Consider the following 26,380-nt stretch of genomic DNA (forward strand, 5'->3'; position numbering starts at 1 on the left):
CGAAGGGAGTTGTCTCGGGTGATGCACTGGTGCTATCGCCTTCTGCCATCATCCGTACGGGCCCGGGGCTCCCCGACACTCTGTCCAACCGAACGCGTCCACCCAACCGTTCAGGACGAGTAGGAGCCCCCCATGAAGCCCCCCACGCAGTCCCCCGTGCGGTCCCGCGCGAAGTACCGCAGGGCCGCACTGGCCGCCGCGCTGAGCGCCGCGGCCGCGCTCGCCGCCGTACCCGCAGCCACCGCCACCGCCGCTCCGGCACCGGCATCCACCACATCGGCGGGCCAGGCGGCGACGGCCGGGTACACCGCGTACGCCGGTTCGGCACAGGACGCGGCGGCCAACAGGGCCTTCTTCCAGGCCGTCATGGAGTCGGTGGCGAAGAAGCGCGCCGCCGTCCCCGGCACCCAGGCCGTCACGGTCGTCTACTCGGCGGCCAACGCGCCCAGTTTCCGCACCCAGATAGCCCGCTCGACACAGATCTGGAACAGCTCGGTCAGCAATGTGAAGCTCCAGGAGGGCAGCAACCCGGACTTCCGCTACTACGAGGGGAACGACTCGCGCGGCTCGTACGCCAGCACCGACGGCCACGGCCGCGGCTACATCTTCCTCGACTACCGGCAGAACCAGATCTACAACTCCACCCGGGTCACCGCCCACGAGACCGGCCACGTCCTGGGCCTGCCGGACCACTACTCGGGCCCGTGCAGCGAGCTCATGTCCGGCGGCGGCCCCGGCCCGTCCTGCACCAACGCGACACCGAACTCGCAGGAGCGCGCCCGCGTGGACTACCTGTGGCGCTACGGCCTCGCCGCCGCGCTCGCCCCGGCCTCCTGAGGATCGGACAGCCCGCAGTACGCGCACACCGAGGCGCCCCGCGTTCACCCGCGGGGCGCCCTCGTTCGTGCGGCCGCGACGCCGCCCCCGACGCCCAGGGCACCCCCTGGCCCGTACGGCGGCGAAGAAGGCCAGGTGCCGCCCAGGGCGCGCGCCTACGCCGCCTGGATCAGCTCGCGGGCGAACCGCGCGCCCCGCGGCAGCTGCCGCAGGATGCGGCCGAGCGCCTGGTCGAAGTCGCCGCCCGTGACACCCGACTCGTACGCCGCTCCGCCGCTGTGCAGGGTCAGCTGCAGGTCCACCCGCTCGGGCGTCCCGTCGGACAGGGCCTCACCGATCGTCAACAGGCAGCTGAGCGTGCCCGGCTGGGCGGCGCCGTCGGCCGCGAGGACCGGCAGCGGCACGTCCCACTCCAGCACGCAGCCCGCCAGCGGGAGGCCGCCGTTCTCCTCCGCCGCCCGCAGCGCGGCGAAACCGCCGCCCGTGTACCGCACACCCCTGATGCGGGTGCTGACGCTCCGGCCGTCCGACGTGATGTGGATGGCTTCCGCCCCTCGGCGGTCCCGGTACCAGCCGGTCCAGACTTCGCTCGACTCCGATGACTCCGTTGACATGGCGCGGACTGTAGCGGCACGCCATGTCCGGGGGTGACGCCGGACACCCCCGGAGCCTGACTTCAGCCGGTCTCGGTGTGGTTGCCCGGCTCGTTCCCCGGCCCTCCGCCCGGCTTGCCGGACGGTCGGGCCTCCGCTCCGTGCGGCGTCCTGCCGAACAGCTCGCACTCCGGGTTGTGGCACGGGCGGGGCTCCCAGGAGGGGACCCACGCGCCGAGCACCTTGCGTCGATGTATCGCCTTGCCGACAGGCTGTCCGCAGGCGGGGCACACGGGCTCATCGGCCGTGCCCTCCTGCGGGCGGCGGACGGTTCGGCGTCCTTCGCTGGCCATGCCTCCAGGGTATTGCGGTTCAGCGATTCCGGCTGTACCGGCGGATGACGACGCCGTTGCCGAAGGCGCGGGTGTCCTGGAGCGTGAAGTCGGCCACCGCGAAGGAGGCTCCGCCGAACATCGGCATCCCCGTCCCGTAGATGTGCGGGTACGACTTGATCACCAGCTCGTCGATCTCGTCCATCAGCTCCCCGGCGACGACGGCGCCGCCGCACAGCCAGATGCCGAGCGGGCCCTCCTCCGCCTTCAGGGCGCGGACATGGGCGGCCAGGTCGCCTGAGATGATCTCCACGTTCGGGTGCGGGGAGGTCTCCATGGTGCGGGAGGCGACGATCTCGCGGAGGTGGCCGTACGGGCTGGGCATGCCGGCGTCCAGGCCGAGCTGGTAGCTGGCACGGCCCTGGATGACCGTGTCGAAGTGCTTGCCGGGGGCGTCCTCGATGCCGACCATCCGGCGGCCCTCGACGCTGAGGGTCTCGGGGTATTCGGCGGCGAGGTAGCCGACGTACTCCTCGTCCAGGAACCGGAACATCGAGGAGGCGTCGCCCTTGGGGTCGCCGATGAAGCCGTCGAGCGAGCAGGCGACGAAGTACGTCAGAGTGCGCAAACCGTGTCCTTTGCGGGTCAGGGAGGGCCGGACCGTTCGCGGCTCGACCACTACGACCAGAGTGCTACGGCCATAGTGGTCGAGGCAAGGGCGATTTTCGGACAGGCGTTTGTGCGCCTCAGTGGCTGCGCCGTGTCACGAATTCGGCCAGGGCCAGCAGCTCCTCCGCCGCCGCGAGGTCCGGCACCGCGCAGGACAGCTGGTGCACCGCCCGCGCCATCCGGTCCGCGGCCTCCGCCTGCGCCCAGTCGCGGCCGCCCGCCCGCTCGACCGCGTCGGCGGCGAGCGCCACGTCCTTGTCGCCCAGGACCGGCCGCCCGTACAGCTCCGCCAGCGCGGCGGCCTCCGCGGTCCCGGAGGTGAGCGCCGCGACGACGGGCAGCGACTTCTTGTGGGCCGCCAGGTCCGCCCCCGCCGGCTTGCCGGTCCGCACCGGGTCGCCCCAGATGCCGATCAGGTCGTCGATCAGCTGGAACGCCAGGCCCGCCTCCCGCCCGAACGCGTCCATCGCCGCGACCTCCGCCTCCCCGGCGCCCGCGTACAGGGCACCCAGGGCGCAGGCGCAGCCGAGGAGCGCGCCGGTCTTGGACTCGGCCATGGCCAGGCACTCGTCGAGCGTCACGTCCAGCGGGTCCCGCCGCTCGAAGGCGCAGTCGGCCTGCTGCCCCGCGCACAGCTCGACCACGCACGCGCCGAGCCGCGCCGCGGCGGCCGCCGACGCGGGGTGCGGGTCGGCGGCGAGGACGGGCAGGGCGAGGGCCTGGAGGGCGTCGCCCACGACGAGGGCGTCGGGCACGCCGAAGACGGCCCAGGCGGTGGGCCGGTTCCTGCGGGTGCGGTCCTCGTCCACGATGTCGTCGTGGAGCAGCGTGAAGTTGTGTACGAGCTCCACGGCCGCGGCCGCCCGTACGGCGGCGTCCGGGTCACCGCCCATCGCGCGGGCGGCGGCCAGGACGAGGGCGGGGCGGACGGCCTTCCCGGCCCGTCCGGCGGCGGGCGTGCCGTCGGCGTGCTCCCACCCGAAGTGGTACATGGCCACGCGCCGCAGCGGGGCGGGCAGCGTGGCGAGGTCGGCGCGCAGCCGGGGGGCGACGACGGCGTGCGCGCGGTCCAGGAGCGCCGCCGCGTCCGGCCCGCCGCTCCCGGACCGGGTGCCGGTCCTGCCCGTGTCGGTCATCGTCACGGTCTTCTCCTCCGCTCGTGCGCGTACCTCCCGGCAGGGGTACGGGCGGGGCGCCGGTGCAGGACGCCCCGCCCGTACCGGTCCTCAGCTCCAGCGGCCGATCTCGACGTTCTCCATGACGCCGAGGGCGTCCGGGACGAGGATCGCCGCGGAGTAGTAGGCCGTGACCAGGTACGAGATGATGGCCTGTTCGTCGATACCCATGAAGCGCACCGACATACTCGGCTCGATCTCGTCGGGGATGCCGGTCTGGTGGAGGCCGATGACGCCCTGCTCGGCCTCGCCGGTACGCATGCAGAGGATGGACGTGGTGCGCGTGTCGCTGATCGGGATCTTGCTGCAGGGGAAGATCGGGACGCCGCGCCAGGTCGGGATGCGGTGCCCGGCGACGTCGATGCTCTCGGGGACCAGGCCGCGCCGGTTGCACTCGCGGCCGAAGGCGGCGATGGCCTTCGGGTGGGCGAGGAACAGCTTGTTGCCGCGGCGGCGGGACAGCAGCTCGTCCATGTCGTCCGGGGTGGGCGCACCGGCGTGGGGGGTGATCCGCTGGCCGTAGTCGCAGTTGGCGAGGAGGCCGAACTCGTGGTTGTTGATCAGCTCGTGCTCCTGGCGCTCGCGCAGCGCCTCGACCGTGAGCCGCAGCTGCTGCTCGGTCTGGTTCATCGGCTGGTTGTAGAGGTCGGCCACGCGCGTGTGGACCTTCAGCACGGTCTGGGCGACGCTCAGCTCGTACTCGCGGGGGGCGGGGTCGTAGTCCACGTAGGTCTGCGGGATGACCGGCTCGCCGCGGTGGCCGGCGGAGAGGTCGATGGCCTTCTCGCCGTACTTGTTGGTCCGCTGCTGCGGGATGGCGGCCATGCCCGCCAGGTGCGCGGAGAGGGACCCGGCGCGCTCGGCGAGGTTGAGGACGTCCGCGCGGGTCAGCTCCAGCATCACGCACGCGGTGGCGGCGCGGTGGGTGTGCTCCCAGGTGGCCTCGCCGTCGAGGAGGCAGGAGTCGCCGAAGTAGCCGCCGTCCGCGAGGACGTCGATGACGGCCTCGTCGCCGTACGGGCCGGAGCCGACGCGCTCGACCTTGCCGTGCGCCAGCAGGTAGACGCGGTCCGCCCGCGTCCCGGCCTCGGCGATCACGTCGCCGGGCTCGAAGGTGCGCTGCGAGCACCGCTGGGCGAGCTCGCGGAGCGCGTGCTCGTCGTCGTACCCGCGCAGGGGCGGAAGCTCGCCCAGCTCGGCGGGGATCACCTCGACGCGCTCGCCGGTCTGCACGAACGTGACGCGCCCGTCGCCCACTGCGTACGTGTACCGGCGGTTCACCCGGTACGTGCCGCCCTGGACCTGCACCCACGGCAGCATCCGCAGGAGCCACCGGGAGGTGATCTCCTGCATCTGGGGTGCTGACTTGGTGGTGGTCGCAAGCTTCCGCGCCGCGTCAGTGCCGAGGCTCTTCTGCGGGGAAGCCTGTTCGGCCCGGACGTCGTCGCCGACCGAGCCAACCGAACCAACCGACATGATGTCCCTCTCGATGATCTGACTGTCCGCCAGGAAGCCTTTCAGCACTCTCCGTCACGGCGCCATTACACAAAAGAGTGGGAATGGAACAGTCCAGAGGGGGAAGAGGGGCGGGATTTTCGATTCCCGGCGACGCGCAACTTTCACGAATCCGCCTGTCTGTCCGGATCGATTCGCACGTCGGTGCGAAGTCGCACAATGGGCAGGTGACGTCCTCCGACCCCGCCGCCCTCGACCCCGCCGCCCCGGGCTCCGTCCGCCCCGCCGCTCCCGGCCCCACCGCCGCCCTCGGCACCGCCGCCGGGCCGGGGCCCCGGCTGCCCTCGCCGCTGCGTCCGGCCGACGACGACCGGTTCGCGCGGCGGGGCCTGAGGCTGCTGCTGAAGCGGGACGACCTGATCCACCCGGAGCTGGTGGGCAACAAGTGGCGGAAGCTGGCGCCGAACCTCGCCGGGACGGCCGGGCGGCCGGTGCTGACCTTCGGCGGGGCGTACTCGAACCACCTGCGGGCCACGGCTGCGGCCGGGCGGCTGCTGGGCTTCCCGACCATCGGCGTGGTGCGGGGCCACGAACTGGCCGGGCGGCCGCTGAACCCGTCGCTGGAGCGGTGCGCGGCGGACGGGATGCGGCTCGTGTTCGTGGACCGGGCGACGTACCGGGCGAAGGGCGACCCGGCGGTCGTGGCGCGGCTGCTGCGGGACGCCCCGGACGGCACGGTGGTCGTCCCGGAGGGCGGCAGCAACGCGGCGGCGGTGCGCGGCTGCGCGGAGCTGGGCCGGGAACTGCGGGGCCGGGCCGACGTGGTGGCGGTGGCGTGCGGTACGGGCGGGACGCTGGCGGGACTGGCGGCGGGCCTCGCGCCGGGGCAGCGGGCGCTGGGCGTACCGGTCCTCAAGGGCGGCTTCCTGGGCGGCGAGGTGCGGGCGCTCCAGACGGCGGCCTTCGGCGGGCCGGCCGGGCAGTGGAGCCTGGAGGAGCGGTTCCACTTCGGCGGGTACGGGCGGACGACCCGGGAGCTGGAGGCGTTCGCGGAGGACTTCTCGGCGCGGCACGGCCTCGCGGTGGAGCGGCTGTACGTGGCCAAGATGCTGTACGCGCTCGTGGCGCTGGCCGAGGAGGGCGCCTTCGCCCCTGGCACGACGATCGCAGCGGTGGTGACCGGACGACCGGATCAGGACAGCGGGCGGCGCGCGTGAGACGGGGAAGGTTCGACCGCCCGGCGGGTGGGTACGTCAACCCTCCGCCGAGTCCTCAGGATTGGATGCCGCAGACCTCTAGCCACTGTGCGTACCGATGTGTTTACGATGGGTGACGCACGTCGGCTCGGGGGCCACGGCGACACGGCGGCATGGATCGCGATAGCGTCACGGCGACTACGCATTCCTGCGTACCGCACGGTTCCGGGGGGATCTCGCTCCTCCCGGTCCCCGAACGAGTTTGTGCCACCTTGGAGGTGAGGGTGTCCCAGATCGCAGGCGAGCCCGGGACCCAGGACTTCGTGGAAGTCCGGCTGCCCGCTGCGGGTGCCTACCTGTCCGTGCTGCGTACGGCCACGGCCGGTTTGGCGGCGCGTTTGGACTTCACCCTCGACGAGATCGAGGACCTGCGCATCGCGGTGGACGAGGCGTGCGCGATCCTGCTCCAGCAGGCCGTGGCCGGCTCGGTCCTCAGCTGCGTGTTCCGGCTGATCGACGACTCACTGGAGGTCACGGTGTCGGCGCCGACGACCGACGGCCGCGCTCCCGAGCGGGACACGTTCGCGTGGACGGTGCTGTCGGCCCTGGCCGGCAAGGTGGACTCGTCGGTCGCCGATGACCGTACGGTCTCCATCAGCCTGTACAAACAGCGCGGCGCGGGACCCGGGCCGGCGTGAGGGACGGGGACGGTCCGGTGCGGAACGAGGAGCGCGGCCCGCGGGCCACGAGCGCGGCGGAGGGCATCGCGGGCATCCCGGAACAGCAGGCGCGGCCGCACCCGGAGGACGGCCTGGTGGAGGCGCCGGAGCGGGCGCGGGCAGAGCGGGCGGCGCGGATGAGCGAGAACGTGAACGAGCAGCGGGGCGGTGCCCAGCGGCACGATCCGCAGGACCGGAGCGGCGCGCGGGCGATGTTCGTGGAGCTGCGGAGCTTGCCGGACGGTTCGCCGGAGAAGGCCGAGCTGCGCAACCGGCTGGTCCGGATGCACCTGCCGCTCGTGGAGCACCTCGCGCGCCGGTTCCGGAACCGGGGCGAGCCGCTGGACGACCTGACGCAGGTCGCGACGATCGGCCTGATCAAGTCCGTGGACCGGTTCGACCCCGAGCGGGGCGTCGAGTTCTCGACGTACGCGACGCCGACGGTCGTGGGCGAGATCAAGCGGCACTTCCGCGACAAGGGCTGGGCGGTGCGGGTGCCGCGGCGGCTCCAGGAGCTGCGGCTGTCGCTGACGACGGCGACGGCGGAGCTGTCCCAGCGGCACGGGCGGTCACCGACCGTGCACGAGCTGGCGGAGAAGCTGGGGATCTCCGAGGAGGAGGTCCTGGAGGGCCTTGAGTCGGCGAACGCGTACTCGACGCTGTCGCTGGACGTGCCGGACACGGACGACGAGTCGCCGGCCGTCGCGGACACGCTGGGCGCGGAGGACGAGGCGCTGGAGGGCGTCGAGTACCGGGAGTCGCTGAAGCCGCTGCTGGAGGACCTGCCGCCGCGAGAGAAGCGGATTCTGCTGCTGCGGTTCTTCGGGAACATGACGCAGTCGCAGATCGCGCAGGAGGTGGGGATCTCCCAGATGCACGTCTCGCGCCTGCTGGCCCGTACGCTCGCCCAGCTCCGCGAAAAGCTCCTGGTGGACGAGTAGCCCCCTGCGGGCCGCCGCTGCCGCCTGTGGCGGTTGCCGAGACCCGACGACTCGTGGACGGCGGGAGCGCCCGCGGCCAGGGCGTCCGGGAGCTGCGGGGGCGGTGGCGCCCGGAGCCGCTCAGGGGCGGGTGATGCCCAGGGCCGCGGTGGTGGCGGGGTGGAGGAGCAGGACGAGGCCCGCCACCGCGGCCGCCGCCAGCACCACGCCCGCCGGGATCGCCGCGCCGACGCCCGTCAGCAGCGTGTACGCGACCGGCAGCGCCATCAGCTGGGTGATGATCGCCGGACCCCGGCTCCAGCTGCGGCACAGGAGCAGTCCCCGCGCCGCGAGCAGCGGGATGACACCCAGCGCGATGAGCGTGGCACCGCCCGTGAGGGCCTGGGTGAAGCCGTCGGGGGTGCCCGTCAGGGTGTTGACGAGGACGTACAGGCCCCCGGCGAAGAGGGCGAGCGCCTCCAGTCCGGCCACCGCCGCGGCGGCCGTCACACGGGTGGGACGCGAGGTCGGGGCGGGGTTCGGTTCGCTGCTGCTCACCCTTGCAGGGTAGCCGCCCGCGCCCCGGCCCCCTGGGCGCGGTACCGCGCGGTAGGTAACCTGGCGGGCATGCGCGCACTTCTCGTGGTCAACCCGGCAGCCACCACCACGAGTGCCCGCACCCGTGACGTGCTGATCCACGCGCTGGCCAGCGAGATGAAGCTGGACGCGGTGACGACGGAGTACCGGGGCCACGCCCGCGACCTCGCCCGGCGGGCGGCCGACGCCGGGGACGTGGACCTGGTGGTCGCGCTCGGCGGGGACGGCACGGTCAACGAGGTCGTGAACGGCCTGCTGCACCGGGGCCCCGACCCGGACCGGCTGCCGCGCCTGGCGGTGGTGCCCGGCGGGTCCACGAACGTGTTCGCCCGCGCGCTGGGCCTGCCGAACGACGCGGTGGAGGCGACCGGCGCGATCCTGGACGCCCTGCGCGAGCAGCGGAGCCGGACGGTCGGTCTCGGCCTCGCGGCCGGGACGCCGGGCACGGAGGACGAGGCGGCACCGGCCCGCTGGTTCACGTTCTGCGCGGGCCTCGGGTTCGACGCGGGCGTCATCGGCCGGGTGGAGCAGCAGCGGGAGCGCGGCAAGCGCTCGACGCACGCGCTGTACCTGCGCCAGGTCGTCCGCCAGCTGCTGGTGGACCCGCACCGGCGGCACGGCACGATCACACTCGAGCGGCCGGGCCACGACCCGGTCGAGGACCTGGTGCTGTCGATAATCTGCAACACCTCCCCGTGGACGTACCTGGGCAACAAGCCGGTGTACGCGTCGCCGGACGCGTCGTTCGACAAGGGGCTGGACGTCCTGGGGCTGAGCCGGCTGTCGGGGCCCGCCGTCGCCTGGTACGGGACGCAGCTGCTGACGTCCAGCCCGGAGCGCGGCCCCCGGGGAAGGCACGCGGTCTCCCTGCACGACCAGATCGACTTCGCCTTGCATTCCAAGGTCCCCTTGCCCTTCCAGATGGACGGTGACCACCTGGGGCTGCGCACGAGCGTGACGTTCACAGGCGTTCGCCGTGCACTGGGTGTGATTGTGTGAGGAGAAGGGCCCTTGGCCCTTTATCTCGAACGTATGGGCTGGGTTCCACCCCATAGAAGTACGGCTGTGACCTAGCCGACACCGAGGAATCAAAAAAAACTTTCCAGAAGGGGTTGTATCCGCCGCCGAGGTTTGCGAATCTCTACGTGGCGATCGAGACGGCCCGCAGCACCGGCCTCCAGCGAAAGCCAGAACCCCTCCTCAATCACAGGACCACACCAGTTCATCTGGCCGTCGGCCCTTCCCTTGCGGGGGGATTCGTGAAAGCGTTCACATTCACAAGCAACTTGCATGCAACACCAAGGAGAGGTAGCAGCCATGGACTGGCGTCACAACGCCGTTTGTCGTGAGGAAGACCCCGAGCTGTTCTTCCCCATCGGCAACACCGGTCCTGCGCTGCTGCAGATCGAGGAAGCCAAGGCCGTCTGCCGTCGCTGCCCCGTGATGGAGCAGTGCCTGCAGTGGGCGCTCGAGTCCGGCCAGGACTCCGGCGTCTGGGGTGGCCTCAGCGAGGACGAGCGCCGCGCGATGAAGCGCCGCGCCGCCCGTAACCGGGCGCGCAACGCCAGCGCCTGAGCACCGCCACCGCGCCTCCCGAGTAGCAGCGCGCAGCAGTAACCCACAGCGTTCGAGCCCCGGACCGTTTCTACGGTCCGGGGCTCGCTGCTGTCCGTTCGCGCCCGGCGGGTGCGGCCGCACGTCCGGCGGGTGCGGGCCGGCGGCTACTTCTGGGCGCGGACCGGGACGTCGAGGACGACGCGCGTGCCCCGCCCGGGCGCCGGGCGCATGTCGAACGAGCCGCCCAACTCCCCCTCCACCAGCGTCCGTACGATCTGGAGCCCCAGGTTCCCCGCGCGCTGCGGGTCGAAGCCGTCGGGCAGGCCGCGGCCGTCGTCCTGGACGGTGATCAGCAGCCGGGCGTCGCGCCCGTCGCCGCGTACGGCCGTGACCTCGACCGTGCCGCGCTCGGCCGGGGCGAAGGCGTGCTCCAGGGCGTTCTGGAGGATCTCGGTGAGCACCATCGACAGGGGTGTGGCGACCTCGGCGTCGAGGATGCCGAAGCGGCCGTTGCGACGGCAGACCACCTTGCCCGGGGAGATCTCCGCCACCATCGAGATCACCCGGTCCGCGATGTCGTCGAACTCGACGCGCTCGTCCAGGTTCTGCGACAGCGTCTCGTGGACGATGGCGATGGAGCCCACCCGGCGGACCGCCTCGTTCAGCGCCTCCCGGCCCCGGTCGGAGTCCATCCGGCGGGCCTGGAGGCGCAGCAGCGCGGCGACGGTCTGGAGGTTGTTCTTCACCCGGTGGTGGATCTCCCGGATGGTGGCGTCCTTGGTGATCAACTCACGTTCGCGGCGGCGCAGTTCCGTCACGTCGCGGAGCAGGACGAGCGAGCCGATGCGGGTGCCCTTGGGCTTGAGGGGGATCGCGCGGAGCTGGATGACGCCGCCGTTGCCCTCGACCTCCGTCTCGCGCGGGGCGTAGCCGCTGGCCAGTTTGACGAGCGCCTCGTCCACCGGGCCGCGCGACGGCGCCAGTTCGGCGGTGATCTGGCCGAGGTGCTGGCCCACGAGGTCGGCGGCGAGGCCGAGGCGGTGGTACGCGGAGAGCGCGTTGGGCGAGGCGTACTGGACGAAGCCGTCCGCGTCGAGCCGGATCAGCCCGTCGCCGGCGCGCGGCGAGGCGTCCATGTCCACCTGCTGCTCGGGGAACGGGAACGATCCCGCGGCGATCATCTGCGCCAGGTCGGAGGCGGACTGGAGGTAGGTGAGCTCCAGCCGGGAGGGGGTGCGGACCGTGAGCAGGTTGGTGTTCCGGGCGATCACGCCGAGGACGCGGCCCTCACGCCGTACGGGGATGGACTCGACCCGTACGGGGACCTCCTCGCGCCACTCGGGGTCGCCCTCGCGCACGATGCGGCCCTCGTCCAGGGCGGCGTCCAGGAGGGGGCGGCGGCCCCGGGGGACGAGGTGGCCGACCATGTCGTCCTGGTAGGAGGTGGGGCCGGTGTTGGGGCGCATCTGCGCGACGGAGACGTAGCGGGTGCCATCGCGGGTGGGGACCCACAGCACGAGGTCGGCGAAGGAGAGGTCGGAGAGCAGCTGCCACTCCGAGACCAGCAGGTGGAGCCACTCGAGGTCGGACTCGTCGAGGGCGGTGTGCTGGCGTACGAGGTCGTTCATGGACGGCACATCTGCGAGCGTACCCGTGTGGCCGAACCTGGTGCTTTGCCGGTCCTTGGGGGAGGATGGGTCCCGACCGTCCTCCGCCAGTGGATGGACAGACCGAATTGGTCTAGTCCACAATGGATGGTAAAGGCCTCCGCCCTCCCCGCACAGGAGGGTGGACCGAGGCTCCGGCGTTCTCTGCCCTGACTGCGCCGAGGCCTCACCCACGGCCGCGGGACCGCACACCCTCGGCCGTTGCAACTCCGGGCTGCGGTGCCGGACGGGTTGAGGGTCCCGTCGCGGCGCCGCGGCCCGCGGGTGTTTCCGGGGACCGTTTCCGCGTACCGGTCCCACTGCCGCGGGTCGCGCCGCGCACGAAGCGCCTGCCGCGAGCCGCGTCGCGCACGGACCGTCGCGAACCCCCTCACCGCCCCGCCGGGCCGCCACCGCGAGCCGCCCCGCCGCACGGGAGCCACCGCCACGGCCTCGCCGCGGCGAGCCCGCCACCACGCCCGCCCGCACCGCTCGCGCCGACCCCGCCCGGCTCCCCCGCGAGCTGTCTGGAGGCCCGCGAACGGGGCACGCGAAGGCGTGGGGGCGACAACGGCATTCTGCTAGATTGGTCTATACCACCTTCCGTGTGACTCCCTTTCCCCCTCCTTCCAGAACGGCAGGCCCAGCGTGGAAGTTGTCATCGTCCAGGACGCCAAGGCAGGCGGCGAGCTCATCGCGGAGGCCATCGCGGACCTCCTGCGCCGCAAGCCCGACGCTCTGCTCGGCGTGGCCACCGGCTCGACGCCGCTGCCCATCTACGACGCGCTCACCGCCAAGGTCCGCGCGGGCGCCGTGGACGTGTCGCGGGCCCGGATCGCCCAGCTCGACGAGTACGTGGGGCTGCCCGCCGGGCACCCGGAGTCGTACCGCTCGACCGTGCTGCGCCAGGTCGTGGAGCCGCTGGGGCTCCGCGAGGATTCCTTCCTGGGCCCGGACGGCACCGCCGATGACGTACAGGCGGCCTGCGAGGCGTACGACAGGGCGCTCGCGGAGGCGGGCGGCGTGGACCTCCAGATACTCGGCATCGGCACCGACGGGCACATCGGCTTCAACGAGCCCTGCTCGTCGCTGGCCTCCCGCACCCGCATCAAGACGCTCACCGAGCAGACCCGGATCGACAACGCCCGGTTCTTCGAGGGCGACATCGACCAGGTGCCGCACCATGTGATCACGCAGGGCATCGGCACCATCCTGGAGGCCCGCCACCTGGTGCTCCTGGCCACCGGCGAGGGCAAGGCGGACGCGGTCGCGGCGACCGTGGAGGGCCCGGTGGCCGCCCTGGTCCCGGCCTCCGCGCTCCAGCTGCACCCGCACGCCACGGTCGTCGTGGACGAGGCGGCCGCCTCCAAGCTGAAGCTCGCGGACTACTTCCGCCACACGTACGCGAACAAGCCGACCTGGCAGGGGCTGTAGTAGCGGCGCCGGAGGGCACGGAAGAAGGGGCCGGGCACCATGTGTGCCCGGCCCCTTCCCGTGTGCGCGTACGCGCGTGGGCGCTACACCCCCGCTACACCCCCGCGACGGCCTCCGCCGCCGCGATCCCGCAGACCCGCGCCGCGCCGTGCGTGGCGATGTGCAGGGCCCCGCGCGGCGGAGCCTGGTTCAGGCCCATCTCCACCACGACCGTGTCGGGGCGGGCGGCGAGCAGCCCGTCCAGCGCCTCCCTCATCCAGGCGTGACGGTGCGCGTCGCGCACGACGGCCACGATCCGGCGCTCCCCCGCCGCCCGCAGCACGTCGTCGGCGGCGTCCTCGGGGCCGTACGCCCCGGTCCTGGTGCCCGGCAGGAGCCGCTCCAGTTCGGCGGCGACGCCCCACGGGGTCTCGTCGCCGACGGCGATGTTGGCGACGGGCGCGAAGGACGCCACGTACGGCGCCGCGCTCGGCGGCGTGTACGGCTCGTGCCCCGGCGTCACGCGCAGCGCGCGGCGCGCCGCCACCAGGCCGATGCCGGTGCCGGGCGCGGTCCCCTCCTGCACTGCCGCGCCCGGCTCCGAGCCGGCCCCCCTGGCCCGGTGCGCCTGGGTCCAGGACGCGAGGGCGCGCACCCGCGCCGCCGCGTCCGCCAGCCGCTCCTCGGGCAGTTCACCGGTTCGTACCGCTTCCACCAGCGCGTCGCGCAGGCTCAGTACGATCTTCTCGTCCGCCAGGCCGCCGCCGACGCAGATGGCGTCGGCGCCCGCCGCGATCGCGAGGACGGAGCCGCGCTCGATGCCGTACGTCGAGGCGATGGCCTGCATCTCCATGCCATCGGTGACGATCAGCCCTTCGAATCCCAGCTCCTGACGCAGCAGTCCGGTCAGGACACGCGGGCTCAGGGTGGCGGGGCGGTCGGGGTCGAGCGCGGGCAGCAGAATATGCGCGCTCATCACCGATTTGGAACCCGCCGCGATGGCCGCGCGGAAAGGTGCCAGCTCACGGGCGTGCAGTGTGTCCAGGTCCACATCGATGCGGGGCGTCGCCAGGTGCGAGTCGACGCTCGTGTCGCCGTGTCCGGGGAAGTGCTTGACGCAGGCGGCGACGCCCGCGGACTGCATGCCCTCGATGTACGCGACGGTGTGCCGGGCGGCGAGTCCCGGGTCGGCGCCGAAGGACCGTACGCCGATGACCGGATTGTCCGGATTGGAGTTGACGTCGGCGGAAGGCGCCCAGTTGAGGTCCACGCCGCAGTCGGCGAGGCGGCGGCCCAGCTCGTGGGCGACGGCCCGGGTCAGCTCCGTGTCGTCCACGACGCCGAGCGCGAGGTTGCCGGGGAAGGAGGAGCCGGTGCGGACCTCCAGCCGCGTGACGTCGCCGCCCTCCTCGTCGATGGCGACGAGGACGTCCTCGCGCTCGGCGCGCAGCCGGGCGGTGAGGGCGGCCAGCTGCTCGGGGGTGTGGATGTTGCGGCCGAAGAGGCCGACCGAGGACAGCCCGTCGCCGATGCGGCGCAGCAGCCAGTCCGGCGGGGCGGTGCCGACGAAGCCGGGCTGGAGGACGGTGAGGGCGTCCCGGGTGAGGGTGTCGGACGTGCCGCGTACGAGTGTGGTCATGGGACTGGTCATCCCTTCACTGCGCCGGCCGTGAGGCCCGCGGCCATCTTGCGCTGGACGAGGAGGAAGAGGATCACGATCGGGACGGCCATCATGGTGGAGCCCGCCATCATCGGGGCGTACTCGGTGCCGTTCTTCGTGATGAAGTTGCCGAGCCAGACGGTGGCCGTCTGGTTCTGCTGGCTCATCAGCATCAGCGCGTACAGGTACTCGTTCCAGGCCTGGATGAAGCCGTAGACGGACGTGGCGACCATGCCCGGCGCGAGCAGCGGGAAGACGACGCGGACGAAGGCGCCGGTGCGGGTGCAGCCGTCGACCATGGCCGCCTCCTCCAGCTCCTTGGGGATGTTCACGATGAAGCCGCGCAGCGTCCAGACCGTGAACGGGAGGATGAAGGTCAGGTAGGTGATGACCAGGCCGGTGAGCTTGTCGTACTGCCCCAGGTCGTTGAGGAGCAGGAACACCGGGATGATCATGGCGACGAGCGGGACCATCTGGACGGCGAGGATGCCGACGATGACGATCTTGCGGCCGCGGAAGGCGAACCGGGAGATGGCGAGCGCGGCGAGCATGCCGACGGCGATGCCGATGATCACGACGACCAGCGAGACGACGAGGCTGCGGCCGACGGGGCCCCAGAAGTCGGCGATCTCCAGGGCGCGCTTGAAGTTCTCCAGCGTGAAGGTGGAGGGGAAGAAGTGCGGGTCCGGGTCGATGGCGTCCTTGGCCGGCTTGAAGGCCGTGTTCACCATCCAGTAGACGGGGAAGCCGAGGACGGCGAAGACGAGGAGGCCGAGCGCGTTCCAGCCGATCTTGCCGTCACGTCGGCGCCGGGGAGCGGCGGCCGGGGCGGCCTGGGGTGCCGGGGCGGCCGGGGCTGCGGCGGCCGGGGCGGCCGCGACTTTGGTGGTCACTCCACCTCTCCGATCTTGAGCATCTGACGCATGTAGACGGCGACCGCGCCGAGCAGCAGGAAGACCGTGACGAGGGCGATGGCGGAGCCGGTGCCGTAGTCGTTGACCACGAACGCCTTGTCGAAGGAGTAGGTGGTGAGGACCTGGAACTCGGGCTCGGGGTGGCCGTTGCGCATCACGTAGACCTGCGGGAAGACGCCCATGTCCCAGATGACGGAGAGGGTCGTCAGCATCACGATGATGGGCTTGAGGATCGGCAGCGTGACGAAGCGGAAGACGCCCCAGGCGCCCGCGCCGTCGAGGCGGGCGGCCTCCTCCAGCTCCTTGGGGACCTGGGTGAGGCCCGCGCTGAGCGTGATGACCACGAAGGGCACGGCGCCCCAGACGACCAGCAGCATGATGACGGCGAGGCCCTGGGGGCCGCTGGCGAACCAGTTGTGGCCGATCATCTCGACGCCGGGCAGCTTGTCGAGGAGCCAGTTGAGGACGCCGTAGTCCGCGTCGAACAGCCACTTGAAGATGGCGGTGGCGACGATGATCGGCATGCCCCAGCTGGCCACCAGGACGATGCTGACGAGCGCCTTCACCCAGGTCGAGACCCGCTGGAGCAGCAGGGCTATCAGCATGCCGAGGACCATGGTGAGGATCACGGCGCCGCCGGCGAAGAGCACCGTGCGCAGCACGACGGCCCAGAACTCGCCGTCGCCGAGGATGCGGGTGAAGTTGTCCAGGCCGGCGCTCTCGGCCTCCTGGAAGCCCCACAGCTGGGGCTGGCCGAACTTCTGGAAGGAGAGGGTGACCAGCCGTACCAGCGGATAGCCGAGCACGAGGACGAGGACGGTGAGGCAAGGGGCGAGGAGCAGCCACGGCACTCCGGCGCCGGGACCTCCCCCGGTCCGCTTCCCGGCCGTCTTCACGTCGGTGGGTCCGGCACCCCGGCCGGGCGGTGGCGCGTGGCGCACCGGCGGCGCCTTCGCGGTGGTTGTCTCAGCGGCACTCATCCCGTGCTCCTCAGCGATCCCTCTCGTGCGTACGGGCAGCGGGACCCCGCCGTGCGACGGGGCCCCGCCCACAGGTCACTTGGTGTTGATGACCTTGTCGATCGCGGCGTCCGCGTCCTTCGCGGCGGCCTCGACCGACTTCTTGCCGTTGGCGATCTCGATGAGCATCGTCTTGAGGACCTGGCCCTTCTCGACCTGTCCCCAGCCGGGCGCGGTCGGGACGAACCAGCTGTTCTCGGCGGCGGTGGCCGGGACGGCGGTCGCCGGGTCCGACTTCAGCGGAGCCAGGTCCACCTTGTTGTTGGGCAGGTTGCCCTTGGCGGCGAGGCCCTTCTGGCCCTCGGCGCCGGTGAAGACGGCGATCCACTCGGCCGCGATGTCCTGGTTCTTCGACTTGACCGGGATGGCCAGGTCGGAGCCGCCGAGGAAGACCGGGAGTGCCTGGCCGGACGGGCCGGGCATGACGAAGTTCTCGAGCTTGTCCTTCAGCCCGCCGACCTTGTCGTTCTTCGGGTCGGCGGCGGTGGCGCCCTCCCACCCGGCACCGAAGATGGTGGCGGCGTTGCCCTGGCCGAAGACGACGGGACGGTCGGACTCGTCCTTCGTCTTGTCGCCGTGCATGTACTTGTCGAGGATGTTCTTGTACTCGGTGAGGCCCTTGATGGACTCGGGCGAGGAGAGGTTCGCCTTCCAGGTCTCGCCGTCCTGCTTGGCGATGGAGCCGCCGGCCCCGTAGACGAAGGCCATCGCGCCGTACCAGTCGGGCGAGGGCTGGTACCAGGCGCTGAACTTGTCGCCCTTCTTGGCCTGGATCTTGTCGAGCGCGGAGGTCAGCTCGGCCCAGGTCTTGGGGGGCGTCTTGACGCCGGCCTCGGCGGCGATGTCCTTGCGCCAGGTGCCCACGCGGCCACCGGCGTAGTAAGGCACGCCGTAGGTCTTGCCGTTGTAGGTGACGGACTGCTTGAGGGCGTCCAGCCACTGGTCCGAGTTGGTGAACTTCTTCGGGTCCACCTCGGCGAAGGCGCCCTTCGCCATGTACCCGATCATCTCGGTGTTGCCCATCTCGACCACGTCGGGGGCCTTGTCGGTGGCCAGGACGGCGTCGAGCTTGGTGTTCTTGTCGGGCCAGCCGTAGTACTCGTGCTTGATCTTGATGCCCGGGTACTTCTTGGCGATCGCGTCGTCGGCGGCCTTCACCAGCTCGGGCCAGTTGTTCTGCGCGTCCACGGTGAGCCAGACGCGCAGCTCCTTGGCCCCGGCCGCCTTGCCGTCCCCGCCCTTGTCCGAACCGCCGCACGCGACGACGCCGACCATCATGCCCGCGACGCCGATCGCCGCGATGAGCTTGCGCTTCACGCCACCCTCCTCAGGGATGCCTGCAACCCCGCCCACCGCGAAGACATACGTACGACCGAACGACGAACACTGCTCGTGGGGCTGGGACCTGGTCTTTAATGGTTTAGACCAGTAACCCGGAGCTTGGCCTAGACCTTTGGGGGTGTCAAGGGTGTATAAGAGGGGCTGTTGCGTCCGTTATCGGACCGACACCTGAGGAGGGGCGACGACCCGTGACCGGTCCGTGCCACCATGTGAGCCGCGAAAGACGGAGGAGCCGGTGACGGCAGCAGCGACGGAGTCGGAGAGGCAGATCATGGCCACGGACAGTGGCGGTACGGAGACCGCTGGCGGACTCCCGTCCGAGAACGGAACGGCGACCCGCACGGCTCGCGTGCCCAAGTACTACCGGCTCAAGCGCCACTTGCTGGAGATGACCGAGACGATGCCCCCCGGCACGCCCGTGCCGCCGGAGCGCACCCTCGCCGCCGAGTTCGACACCTCCCGCACCACCGTGCGCCAGGCCCTCCAGGAACTGGTCGTCGAGGGCCGCTTGGAGCGCATCCAGGGCAAGGGCACGTTCGTGGCCAAGCCGAAGGTGTCCCAGGCGCTCCAGCTCACCTCGTACACCGAGGACATGCGCGCCCAGGGCCTGGAACCCACCTCCCAGTTGCTGGACATCGGGTACGTCACCGCGGACGACACCCTCGCGGGGCTCCTCGACATACAGGCCGGCGGGCGCGTCCTGCGCATCGAGCGCCTGCGTCTGGCCAGCGGCGAGCCCATGGCCATCGAGACGACGCACCTGTCGGCCAAGCGCTTCCCGGCGCTGCGCCGCTCCCTGGTGAAGTACACCTCCCTCTACACGGCGCTCGCCGAGGTGTACGACGTGCGGCTGGCCGAGGCGGAGGAAACCATCGAGACCTCCCTGGCCACCCCGCGCGAGGCCGGGCTGCTCGGCACGGACGTGGGCCTGCCCATGCTGCTGCTCTCCCGCCACTCCATCGACGAGAACGGCGCCCCCGTGGAGTGGGTCCGGTCGGTGTACCGGGGCGACCGCTACAAGTTCGTGGCGCGCCTGAAGCGGCCGGCGTCAGAGTAGCCGCGCGCCACCGGGGTGCGGGCGGCCGCCCCACTCCGGGCAGCCACTCCCGTCACAGCAGTCACCGCAGTCACACCGTTATCCGACAACGGGTTCCCTGTGGCCGGACCGTCCCCTAGATTCACCGCATCTTCGGCTGATCAGTGAGGGGACGGTTCGCCATGTCCGAGGTCACGCAAGGGAAACAACCGGTCGTCACACCCGCCAGGGTGGTGATCACGCTCTGTCTCGTCGCCCCGTTCGTCGCGATGCTCTGGGTGAGTTCCTACGCCCGGACAGAGCCCGTGCTCGCCGGGATCCCGTTCTTCTACTGGTACCAGATGCTGTGGGTCGTCGTGTCCACGGGACTGACGATGGTCGCGTACAAGCTGTGGCACCGTGAGCAGCGCGCCCGCGCCGCCGCCCGGAAGGGTGGTGCGGACCGATGAACGACGGTGTGAACGGCGTCGCGCTCGCCGTCTTCATCTTCTTCTTCCTGGTCGTCACGGTCCTCGGCTTCATGGCCGCGCGCTGGCGCCGGGCCGAGAACGAGAACAGCCTCGACGAATGGGGCCTGGGCGGCCGCTCGTTCGGCACGTGGGTCACCTGGTTCCTGCTGGGCGGTGACCTCTACACGGCGTACACCTTCGTCGCCGTCCCCGCGGCCATCTACGCGGCGGGCGCGGCCGGCTTCTTCGCCGTGCCGTACACGATCCTCGTGTATCCGCTGATCTTCACCTTCCTGCCCCGCCTGTGGTCGGTGTCGCACAAGCACGGATACGTCACCACCTCGGACTTCGTGCGCGGCCGGTTCGGCTCCAAGGGCCTGTCCCTGGCGGTCGCCCTCACCGGCATCCTCGCCACCATGCCGTACATCGCGCTCCAACTGGTCGGCATCCAGGCCGTGCTGGACGTGATGGGCGTGGGCGGCGGCGAGTCCACCCACTGGTTCATCCGTGACCTGCCACTGCTCATCGCGTTCGGTGTGCTCGCCGCGTACACGTACTCCTCCGGGCTGCGCGCCCCCGCGCTGATCGCGTTCGTCAAGGACACGCTGATCTACCTGGTCATCGCGGTCGCCATCATCTACATCCCGATCAAGCTGGGCGGCTTCGACGCCATCTTCAGCGCGGCGGGCGAGAAGTTCAGCAGCACGGGCAAGGGGGCGCTCGTCCCGGGCGAGGCGGCGCACTGGACGTACGCCACGCTGGCGCTCGGCTCGGCGCTGGCGCTGTTCATGTACCCGCACTCGATCACGGCGACGCTGTCGTCCGGCAGCCGTGACGTGATCCGCCGCAACACCACGATCCTGCCCCTGTACTCGGTCATGCTGGGCCTGCTGGCGCTGCTCGGGTTCATGGCGATCGCCGCCGGGATCACGGTGGAGAACGGCCAGCTGGCGATCCCCCAGCTGTTCGAGAACATGTTCCCCGACTGGTTCGCGGGCGTGGCCTTCGCCGCCATCGGTATCGGCGCGCTCGTCCCCGCCGCGATCATGTCCATCGCCGCGGCGAACCTCTTCACCCGCAACATCTACAAGGACTTCCTGAAGCCGGACGCCACGCCGGAGCAGGAGACCAAGGTGTCGAAGGCCGTGTCGCTGCTGGTGAAGGTGGGCGCGCTCGCGTTCGTCCTGACGATGGACAAGACGGTCGCCATCAACTTCCAGCTGCTGGGCGGCATCTGGATCCTCCAGACCTTCCCCGCGCTGGTCGGCGGCCTGTTCACCCGGTGGTTCCACCGCTGGGCGCTGCTCGGCGGCTGGGCGGTCGGCATGGTGTACGGCACGTGGACCGCGTACAACGTGGCGAGCCCGACGCAGAAGCACTTCGGCGGCTCGTCGGCGGAGATCCCCGGCATCGGTGAGATCGGTTACATCGGCCTCACCGCGTTCGCGCTGAACCTGCTGGTCACGGTCGCCCTGACGTTCGTGCTGCGGGCGGTCAAGGCGCCGGACGGCGTGGACGAGACGGCGGAGTCCGACTACACGGCCGACGCGGGCGACCCGGGCGTCAGCCCCGAGCTGCCCAAGGTCGGAACGGGCCACTGAGGCACGGCACTCCGGCCATCCCAGGGCCCCCGCACCCGGCGGTGCGGGGGCCCTCTGTGCCGACAACGACGAGGATGCGAGCGGTCGGCCCCTCCGCACGGCAGACTGCCTCACCATGGACTTCACCATCAGGCACATACAGCCGGACGAGCACGACGCGCTCGGGGAGATCAGCGCCCGGGGCTACCTGGAGGGCGGGCTGCTGACGCGCGGGGCCGACGATCCGTACCTGGACGTGCTGCGGGACGTGGCGCGGCGGGCCGCCGAGGCCGAGGTGCTCGTCGCCGCCGATCCGGACGGCACGCTCCTCGGCGGGGTCACGTTCGTGCCGTGCGGCGGCACCCCGTGGGCGGACATCGCGGGGCCCGACGAAGCCGAGTTCCGGGTCCTCGCCGTGTCCGGCGCGGCGCGCGGGCGGGGCGTGGGCGAGGCGCTCGTACGGGCCTGCGCGGACCGGGCGCGGGCCCGCGAGGGGTGCCTGCGGCTCGTCCTGTCGGTGCTGCCCGCGGCGGCCTCCGCGCGGCGGCTGTACGACCGGATGGGCTTCGCGAGGGCCCCGCGACGGGACTGGCAGCCTCTGCCCGGTGTGACCCTCCTCGCGTACGAGCTGACACTCTGACACAACATGTGGGGGGTGCCGTAAGGGACGCCCCCCACATGTATGCTCGTCCTCGCTGTCGCAGCAGGGGAATCCGGTGCGAGTCCGGAACTGTCCCGCAACGGTGTACCGGTGTGCCCTTCGCGTACCCCGCAAGTCCGACGACCTGCCGACAGCGCACTCGGACCGTCCGGCCCGGGTGCCCAGACGTCCGGGCCTCGCGGAGTGGGCCGGCGGACGCGGTCACGCACGCCCCCGTGCCCAGGGGCGAGGTGCGCCCGCTCCCCCGCCGCCCGCCGTGTGCGCCCCGAGCCGAGCGAGGGAGAGCCTCCACGTGACCATCGCGCCAGCGGATCCGGCCTCAGCCACCGAGACCGACGCTCCCGGGACCGCGCTGCTGCGGACCCTGACCGACCTCACCGCGGACCTTCCCGACGCCGACCCCGGACGGGTCGCCGCGGCCGCGCTGCGCGGCCGGCACGCCGGGTCGGACGAGGCGGAGCTGCGGGAGCTCGCCACCGAGGCGGCGGCCGGTCTGATCGCCGAGGACCCGGCGTACTCCCGGCTCGCCGCCCGCCTGCTGGCCCGTACGATCACCGACGAGGCCGCCGGCCAGGGCGCCGTGTCGTTCTCGGCGTCGGTCGCCGTCGGCCACCGGGAGGGCCTGATCGCGGACCGCACGGCCGCGTTCGTGGCGCTCCACGCGGACCGGATGGACGCGGTCATCGACCAGGACGGCGACGACCGGTTCGGCTACTTCGGGCTGCGGACGCTGTACTCGCGCTACCTGCTGCGGCACCCGATCACCCGCAAGGTGGTCGAGACGCCCCAGCACTTCCTGCTGCGGGTCGCCGCCGGTCTGGCCGAGGACGACTCGGTGCGCGCGCTCGGCGAGGTGGAGGCGCTGTACCGGCTGATGAGCCGCCTCGACTACCTGCCGTCCTCCCCGACGCTGTTCAACTCGGGCACCCGCCACCCGCAGATGTCCTCCTGCTACCTGCTGGACTCCCCGCAGGACGAGCTGGACTCCATCTACGACCGGTACCACCAGGTCGCGCGGCTGTCGAAGCACGCGGGCGGCATCGGCCTGTCGTACTCCCGCGTCCGCGCCCGCGGCTCCCTCATCCGCGGCACCAACGGCCACTCCAACGGCATCGTGCCGTTCCTGAAGACCCTCGACGCCTCGGTGGCCGCGGTCAACCAGGGCGGCCGCCGCAAGGGCGCCGCCGCCGTGTACCTGGAGACGTGGCACGCGGACATCGAGGAGTTCCTGGAGCTCCGCGACAACACCGGCGAGGACGCCCGCCGCACCCACAACCTGAACCTGGCGCACTGGATTCCGGACGAGTTCATGCGGCGCGTCAACGACGACGGCGAGTGGTCGCTGTTCTCCCCGTCGGACGTGCCCGAGCTGGTGGACCTGTGGGGCGACGCGTTCGACGCCGCGTACCGGGCCGCCGAGGCGAAGGGCCTGGCCCGCAAGACGATGCCGGCCCGCGACCTGTACGGCCGGATGATGCGGACCCTCGCCCAGACCGGCAACGGCTGGATGACCTTCAAGGACGCCGCGAACCGCACCGCCAACCAGACCGCCGAGCCGGGCCGCACGGTGCACTCGTCCAACCTGTGCACCGAGATCCTGGAGGTCACCGACGACGGGGAGACCGCCGTCTGCAACCTGGGCTCGGTGAACCTCGGCGCGTTCGTCGTCGGCGACGGCATCGACTGGGAGCGGCTGGACGAGACGGTCCGTACGGCCGTGACGTTCCTCGACCGGGTCGTGGACATCAACTTCTACCCGACCGAGCAGGCCGGCCGGTCCAACGCCCGCTGGCGGCCCGTGGGCCTGGGCGCGATGGGCCTCCAGGACGTGTTCTTCAAGCTGCGGCTGCCGTTCGACTCGCCGGAGGCGCGCGCCCTGTCCACGCGGATCGCCGAGCGGATCATGCTCGCCGCGTACGAGGCGTCGGCCGACCTCGCCGAGCGCAGCGGCCCGCTGCCCGCCTGGGACAAGACCCGCACGGCGCGCGGTGTGCTGCACCCGGACCACTACGACGTGGAGCTGACCTGGCCGGAGCGGTGGGCGGCGCTGCGCGAGCGGATCGCGTCGGTCGGCATGCGCAACTCGCTGCTGCTGGCCATCGCGCCGACCGCGACGATCGCGTCCATCGCGGGTGTGTACGAGTGCATCGAGCCGCAGGTGTCCAACCTGTTCAAGCGCGAGACGCTGTCGGGTGAGTTCCTCCAGGTCAACTCCTACCTGGTGGACGACCTGAAGAGGCTCGGCGTGTGGGACGCGCAGACCCGCGAGGCGCTGCGCGAGGCGAACGGCTCGGTGCAGGGCTTCACCTGGGTGCCGGCCGAGGTGCGCGAGCTGTACCGCACGGCGTGGGAGATCCCGCAGCGCGGCCTGATCGACATGGCCGCCGCGCGCACCCCGTTCCTGGACCAGTCGCAGTCGCTGAACCTGTTCCTGGAGACGCCCACCATCGGCAAGCTGTCGTCGATGTACGCGTACGCCTGGAAGCAGGGCCTGAAGACCACGTACTACCTGCGCTCCCGTCCCGCGACGCGCATCGCCCGCGCCGCGTCCGCGACCCCCGTGCCCGTCCAGCAGGTGTCCGAGCCCGACGCCGTCGCCTGCTCCCTTGAGAACCCCGAGTCCTGCGAGGCCTGCCAGTAATGAGCACCACCCGTAACACCAACCTCCTCGACCCGGGCTTCGAGCTCACCCTGCGCCCCATGCGCTACCCGGACTTCTACGAGCGCTACCGGGACGCCATCAAGAACACCTGGACCGTCGAGGAGGTGGACCTCCACTCGGACGTCGCCGACCTGGCGAAGCTGACGCCCGGTGAGCAGCACCTGATCGGGCGGCTCGTGGCGTTCTTCGCGACGGGCGACTCGATCGTGGCGAACAACCTGGTGCTGACGTTGTACAAGCACATCAACTCCCCGGAGGCGCGGCTGTACCTGTCGCGTCAGCTGTTCGAGGAGGCCGTGCACGTCCAGTTCTATCTGACGCTGCTCGACACCTACCTGCCCGACCCGGACGACCGGGCCGCCGCGTTCGCCGCCGTCGAGAACATCCCGTCCATCCGCGAGAAGGCCGCCTTCTGCTTCAAGTGGATGGACTCCGTGGAGAAGCTGGACCGGCTGGAGACCAAGGCCGACCGGCGCCGGTTCCTGCTGAACCTGATCTGCTTCGCCGCGTGCATCGAGGGCCTCTTCTTCTACGGGGCGTTCGCCTACGTCTACTGGTTCCGCTCGCGCGGTCTGCTGCACGGCCTGGCGACCGGCACCAACTGGGTGTTCCGCGACGAGTCGATGCACATGAGCTTCGCCTTCGAGGTGGTCGACACGGTCCGCAAGGAGGAGCCCGACCTGTTCGACGACGAACTGGGGCAGCAGGTCACGGACATGCTGAAGGAGGCCGTGGAGGCGGAGCTCCAGTTCGCCCGCGACCTGTGCGGCGACGGCCTGCCGGGCATGAACACCGAGTCGATGCGCGCCTACCTGGAGTGCGTCGCCGACCAGCGCCTCCAGCGCCTGGGCCTCGCCCCGGTGTTCGGCTCGGAGAACCCGTTCGCGTTCATGGAGCTGCAGGGCGTGCAGGAGCTGACGAACTTCTTCGAGCGCCGCCCGTCGGCGTACCAGGTGGCCGTCGAGGGCTCGGTGGACCTGGACGAGGACTTCTGACGGTCCCGTCCTCCGGCTGTGCGGCGGCCCGCACCCCTCCCTCGCGGGCGGGGTGCGGGCCGTCGGCGTGCCGGGCGGGCGGGTCAGATGCCGCAGCTCGGGGCCGACCAGAAGCGGCTGGGCCGGTGGTCGAGGTGGGTGTGGTCGTTGTGGTCGGGGTAACCCGGGCCGAGGATCCCGTTGAAGCCGTGGTTGCGGGCGGCCTGGGCCAGCTTGCACAGCGAGTGCGGGCCCGCGCCCAGGTCGGCCGCGTCACCGTACAGATGGCGGCTGCTGGACGAGCCGCCGACCGCGCTGTTGCAGGAGTACGAGCGGAAACCGCTGGTCACGGTGATCGGCTGGTCGCCCAGGGCGTGCCGCAGCGCCTCCAGCTTCCACATCGTGCGCAGCGCGTTGGCCTTGGCGGTCGCCGCGCTCACGGCGCCGCCGGACCAGGTGGAGTTGCAGCGGTTCAGCTCGGCGTAGCTGAAGTGGGCCGGGGTGCAGTCGCTGTCCTGGAGCGCGTAGATCTTGCTGAAGGTGGCCGGTCCGGCGACGCCGTCGGCGGTCAGCCCGTACGCCGCCTGGAAGCGCTTCACGGCGGCGGTGGTCGCGGGGCCGTACGAGCCGTCGATGGCGAGGACCCCGCCGTAGCCGGGGTAACCGGCCACGCGGATCTGGAGCTGGGTGACGTCGGAGCCGGTCGCACCCTGCTGCAGGGTGCGGGACCAGGTGTAGCAGTCGTCGGCCTGGGCGGGCCCCGCGGTCGCGACGACCCCGGCGAGCCCGGCGACGGCGACCATGACCATGGACAACAGAAGGCGTGCCGTGCGTCTCAGCATTGCGTCTCCCTGCTGTGAGATCGGTGTACGCCAGAGACTGGCGTGACGTTCAACGCGCGTCAACAGGCTGTGCGCGACCGCCATTTGTCCGCCCAATGACGGAACGGTGAAGAAACGCCGAGGGCCTCCGGCA

25 protein-coding genes and 1 riboswitch are annotated in these 26,380 nt (G+C 71.5%); of the genes, 13 read left to right on the forward strand and 12 right to left on the reverse strand.

Features of this window, described 5'->3' with window-relative positions; all coding sequences use genetic code 11:
* Positions 1 to 132: 132 nt before the first annotated feature.
* On the forward strand, positions 133 to 837 hold the full coding sequence (gene snpA / locus J116_RS08190; RefSeq protein WP_023586611.1) for a snapalysin: 705 nt from the start codon (positions 133 to 135) through the stop codon (positions 835 to 837).
* Positions 838 to 992: 155 nt separating this feature from the next.
* Here the strand turns inward: snpA and J116_RS08195 are convergent, their stop codons facing one another.
* The 5 genes from J116_RS08195 to J116_RS08215 all read right to left on the reverse strand — a co-directional run bounded on the left by J116_RS08195 (position 993) and on the right by J116_RS08215 (position 5,082).
* A complete protein-coding gene (locus tag J116_RS08195; RefSeq protein ID WP_028963824.1) occupies positions 993 to 1,451 on the reverse strand; it encodes a DUF6304 family protein in 459 nt (152 codons plus the stop codon).
* Positions 1,452 to 1,513: 62 nt separating this feature from the next.
* Positions 1,514 to 1,783 (reverse strand): hypothetical protein, encoded by a 270-nt coding sequence (locus J116_RS08200; RefSeq protein WP_069818293.1) that lies wholly within the window; start codon positions 1,781 to 1,783, stop codon positions 1,514 to 1,516.
* A 19-nt stretch (positions 1,784 to 1,802) separates the two neighbouring features.
* Positions 1,803 to 2,390: a dihydrofolate reductase family protein gene (locus tag J116_RS08205; RefSeq protein WP_023586612.1), complete on the reverse strand. Its 588-nt coding sequence runs from the start codon at positions 2,388 to 2,390 to the stop codon at positions 1,803 to 1,805.
* Positions 2,391 to 2,508: 118 nt separating this feature from the next.
* Positions 2,509 to 3,567: a family 2 encapsulin nanocompartment cargo protein polyprenyl transferase gene (locus J116_RS08210; protein ID WP_037946569.1), complete on the reverse strand. Its 1,059-nt coding sequence runs from the start codon at positions 3,565 to 3,567 to the stop codon at positions 2,509 to 2,511.
* Between the two features lie 90 nt (positions 3,568 to 3,657).
* Complete coding sequence (locus tag J116_RS08215; RefSeq protein ID WP_028963826.1) at positions 3,658 to 5,082, reverse strand: family 2B encapsulin nanocompartment shell protein; 1,425 nt, start codon at positions 5,080 to 5,082, stop codon at positions 3,658 to 3,660.
* Between the two features lie 206 nt (positions 5,083 to 5,288).
* On the opposite strand from J116_RS08215, the gene J116_RS08220 reads away from it, so the two are divergent.
* From J116_RS08220 to J116_RS08230, 3 genes are all read left to right on the forward strand, one after another.
* Positions 5,289 to 6,278: a 1-aminocyclopropane-1-carboxylate deaminase/D-cysteine desulfhydrase gene (locus J116_RS08220; RefSeq protein ID WP_023586615.1), complete on the forward strand. Its 990-nt coding sequence runs from the start codon at positions 5,289 to 5,291 to the stop codon at positions 6,276 to 6,278.
* A gap of 263 nt (positions 6,279 to 6,541) precedes the next feature.
* The gene (locus tag J116_RS08225; protein ID WP_028963827.1) at positions 6,542 to 6,955 is read left to right on the forward strand and encodes an ATP-binding protein; all 414 of its coding nucleotides are present in this window, start codon (positions 6,542 to 6,544) and stop codon (positions 6,953 to 6,955) included.
* Positions 6,952 to 7,917 (forward strand): RNA polymerase sigma factor SigF, encoded by a 966-nt coding sequence (locus J116_RS08230; protein ID WP_023586617.1) that lies wholly within the window; start codon positions 6,952 to 6,954, stop codon positions 7,915 to 7,917. Before J116_RS08225 ends, J116_RS08230 begins: the two co-directional genes overlap by 4 nt.
* A gap of 120 nt (positions 7,918 to 8,037) precedes the next feature.
* Here the strand turns inward: J116_RS08230 and J116_RS08235 are convergent, their stop codons facing one another.
* The gene (locus J116_RS08235; RefSeq protein ID WP_023586618.1) at positions 8,038 to 8,454 is read right to left on the reverse strand and encodes a hypothetical protein; all 417 of its coding nucleotides are present in this window, start codon (positions 8,452 to 8,454) and stop codon (positions 8,038 to 8,040) included.
* A 69-nt stretch (positions 8,455 to 8,523) separates the two neighbouring features.
* Between J116_RS08235 and J116_RS08240 the strand changes: the two genes are divergently transcribed.
* Together J116_RS08240 and J116_RS08245 are read left to right on the forward strand one after the other, a co-directional pair.
* Positions 8,524 to 9,492, forward strand: coding sequence for a diacylglycerol/lipid kinase family protein (locus J116_RS08240; RefSeq protein WP_023586619.1), 969 nt, complete (start codon positions 8,524 to 8,526; stop codon positions 9,490 to 9,492).
* A 318-nt stretch (positions 9,493 to 9,810) separates the two neighbouring features.
* Positions 9,811 to 10,068 carry a WhiB family transcriptional regulator gene (locus J116_RS08245; RefSeq protein ID WP_003953983.1) on the forward strand — a complete coding sequence of 86 codons (258 nt, stop codon included), beginning with the start codon at positions 9,811 to 9,813 and terminating at the stop codon, positions 10,066 to 10,068.
* A gap of 146 nt (positions 10,069 to 10,214) precedes the next feature.
* Here the strand turns inward: J116_RS08245 and J116_RS08250 are convergent, their stop codons facing one another.
* Positions 10,215 to 11,678, reverse strand: coding sequence for a PAS domain-containing sensor histidine kinase (locus tag J116_RS08250; protein WP_023586620.1), 1,464 nt, complete (start codon positions 11,676 to 11,678; stop codon positions 10,215 to 10,217).
* A 666-nt stretch (positions 11,679 to 12,344) separates the two neighbouring features.
* On the opposite strand from J116_RS08250, the gene nagB reads away from it, so the two are divergent.
* Positions 12,345 to 13,130, forward strand: coding sequence for a glucosamine-6-phosphate deaminase (gene nagB, locus J116_RS08255; protein ID WP_023586621.1), 786 nt, complete (start codon positions 12,345 to 12,347; stop codon positions 13,128 to 13,130).
* Between the two features lie 94 nt (positions 13,131 to 13,224).
* On the opposite strand, the gene J116_RS08260 is transcribed toward nagB, so the two are convergent.
* From J116_RS08260 to J116_RS08275, 4 genes are all read right to left on the reverse strand, one after another.
* Positions 13,225 to 14,748 carry a glycoside hydrolase family 3 protein gene (locus J116_RS08260; protein WP_023586622.1) on the reverse strand — a complete coding sequence of 508 codons (1,524 nt, stop codon included), beginning with the start codon at positions 14,746 to 14,748 and terminating at the stop codon, positions 13,225 to 13,227.
* A gap of 8 nt (positions 14,749 to 14,756) precedes the next feature.
* Positions 14,757 to 15,560, reverse strand: coding sequence for a carbohydrate ABC transporter permease (locus J116_RS08265; protein ID WP_235617415.1), 804 nt, complete (start codon positions 15,558 to 15,560; stop codon positions 14,757 to 14,759).
* A 98-nt stretch (positions 15,561 to 15,658) separates the two neighbouring features.
* Entirely contained in the window at positions 15,659 to 16,663 is a 1,005-nt protein-coding gene (locus tag J116_RS08270) for a carbohydrate ABC transporter permease (protein WP_028963828.1), read from the reverse strand.
* A gap of 75 nt (positions 16,664 to 16,738) precedes the next feature.
* Positions 16,739 to 18,019 carry an extracellular solute-binding protein gene (locus J116_RS08275; protein ID WP_023586625.1) on the reverse strand — a complete coding sequence of 427 codons (1,281 nt, stop codon included), beginning with the start codon at positions 18,017 to 18,019 and terminating at the stop codon, positions 16,739 to 16,741.
* Positions 18,020 to 18,314: 295 nt separating this feature from the next.
* Between J116_RS08275 and J116_RS08280 the strand changes: the two genes are divergently transcribed.
* The 6 genes from J116_RS08280 (at position 18,315) to J116_RS08305 (ending at position 25,426) form a co-directional block, all read left to right on the forward strand.
* Positions 18,315 to 19,100, forward strand: a complete 786-nt coding sequence (locus J116_RS08280; RefSeq protein ID WP_023586626.1) for a GntR family transcriptional regulator — start codon at positions 18,315 to 18,317, stop codon at positions 19,098 to 19,100.
* A 161-nt stretch (positions 19,101 to 19,261) separates the two neighbouring features.
* Positions 19,262 to 19,528 (forward strand): DUF3311 domain-containing protein, encoded by a 267-nt coding sequence (locus tag J116_RS08285; RefSeq protein WP_023586627.1) that lies wholly within the window; start codon positions 19,262 to 19,264, stop codon positions 19,526 to 19,528.
* Entirely contained in the window at positions 19,525 to 21,129 is a 1,605-nt protein-coding gene (gene mctP / locus J116_RS08290; protein WP_023586628.1) for a monocarboxylate uptake permease MctP, read from the forward strand. The genes J116_RS08285 and mctP overlap by 4 nt, the downstream gene beginning before the upstream one ends.
* Before the next feature lie 115 nt (positions 21,130 to 21,244).
* Positions 21,245 to 21,748, forward strand: coding sequence for a GNAT family N-acetyltransferase (locus tag J116_RS08295; RefSeq protein ID WP_023586629.1), 504 nt, complete (start codon positions 21,245 to 21,247; stop codon positions 21,746 to 21,748).
* A 36-nt stretch (positions 21,749 to 21,784) separates the two neighbouring features.
* Positions 21,785 to 21,915: riboswitch (cobalamin riboswitch) on the forward strand.
* A gap of 146 nt (positions 21,916 to 22,061) precedes the next feature.
* Positions 22,062 to 24,410, forward strand: a complete 2,349-nt coding sequence (locus tag J116_RS08300; protein ID WP_023586630.1) for a ribonucleoside-diphosphate reductase subunit alpha — start codon at positions 22,062 to 22,064, stop codon at positions 24,408 to 24,410.
* On the forward strand, positions 24,410 to 25,426 hold the full coding sequence (locus tag J116_RS08305; RefSeq protein ID WP_023586631.1) for a ribonucleotide-diphosphate reductase subunit beta: 1,017 nt from the start codon (positions 24,410 to 24,412) through the stop codon (positions 25,424 to 25,426). Before J116_RS08300 ends, J116_RS08305 begins: the two co-directional genes overlap by 1 nt.
* Before the next feature lie 83 nt (positions 25,427 to 25,509).
* Here J116_RS08305 and J116_RS08310 read toward each other — a convergent pair whose 3' ends face one another.
* On the reverse strand, positions 25,510 to 26,247 hold the full coding sequence (locus J116_RS08310) for a D-Ala-D-Ala carboxypeptidase family metallohydrolase (RefSeq protein ID WP_037946574.1): 738 nt from the start codon (positions 26,245 to 26,247) through the stop codon (positions 25,510 to 25,512).
* Positions 26,248 to 26,380 lie beyond the last annotated feature (133 nt).

Source organism: Streptomyces thermolilacinus SPC6, from assembly GCF_000478605.2.
GTDB lineage: Bacteria > Actinomycetota > Actinomycetes > Streptomycetales > Streptomycetaceae > Streptomyces > Streptomyces thermolilacinus.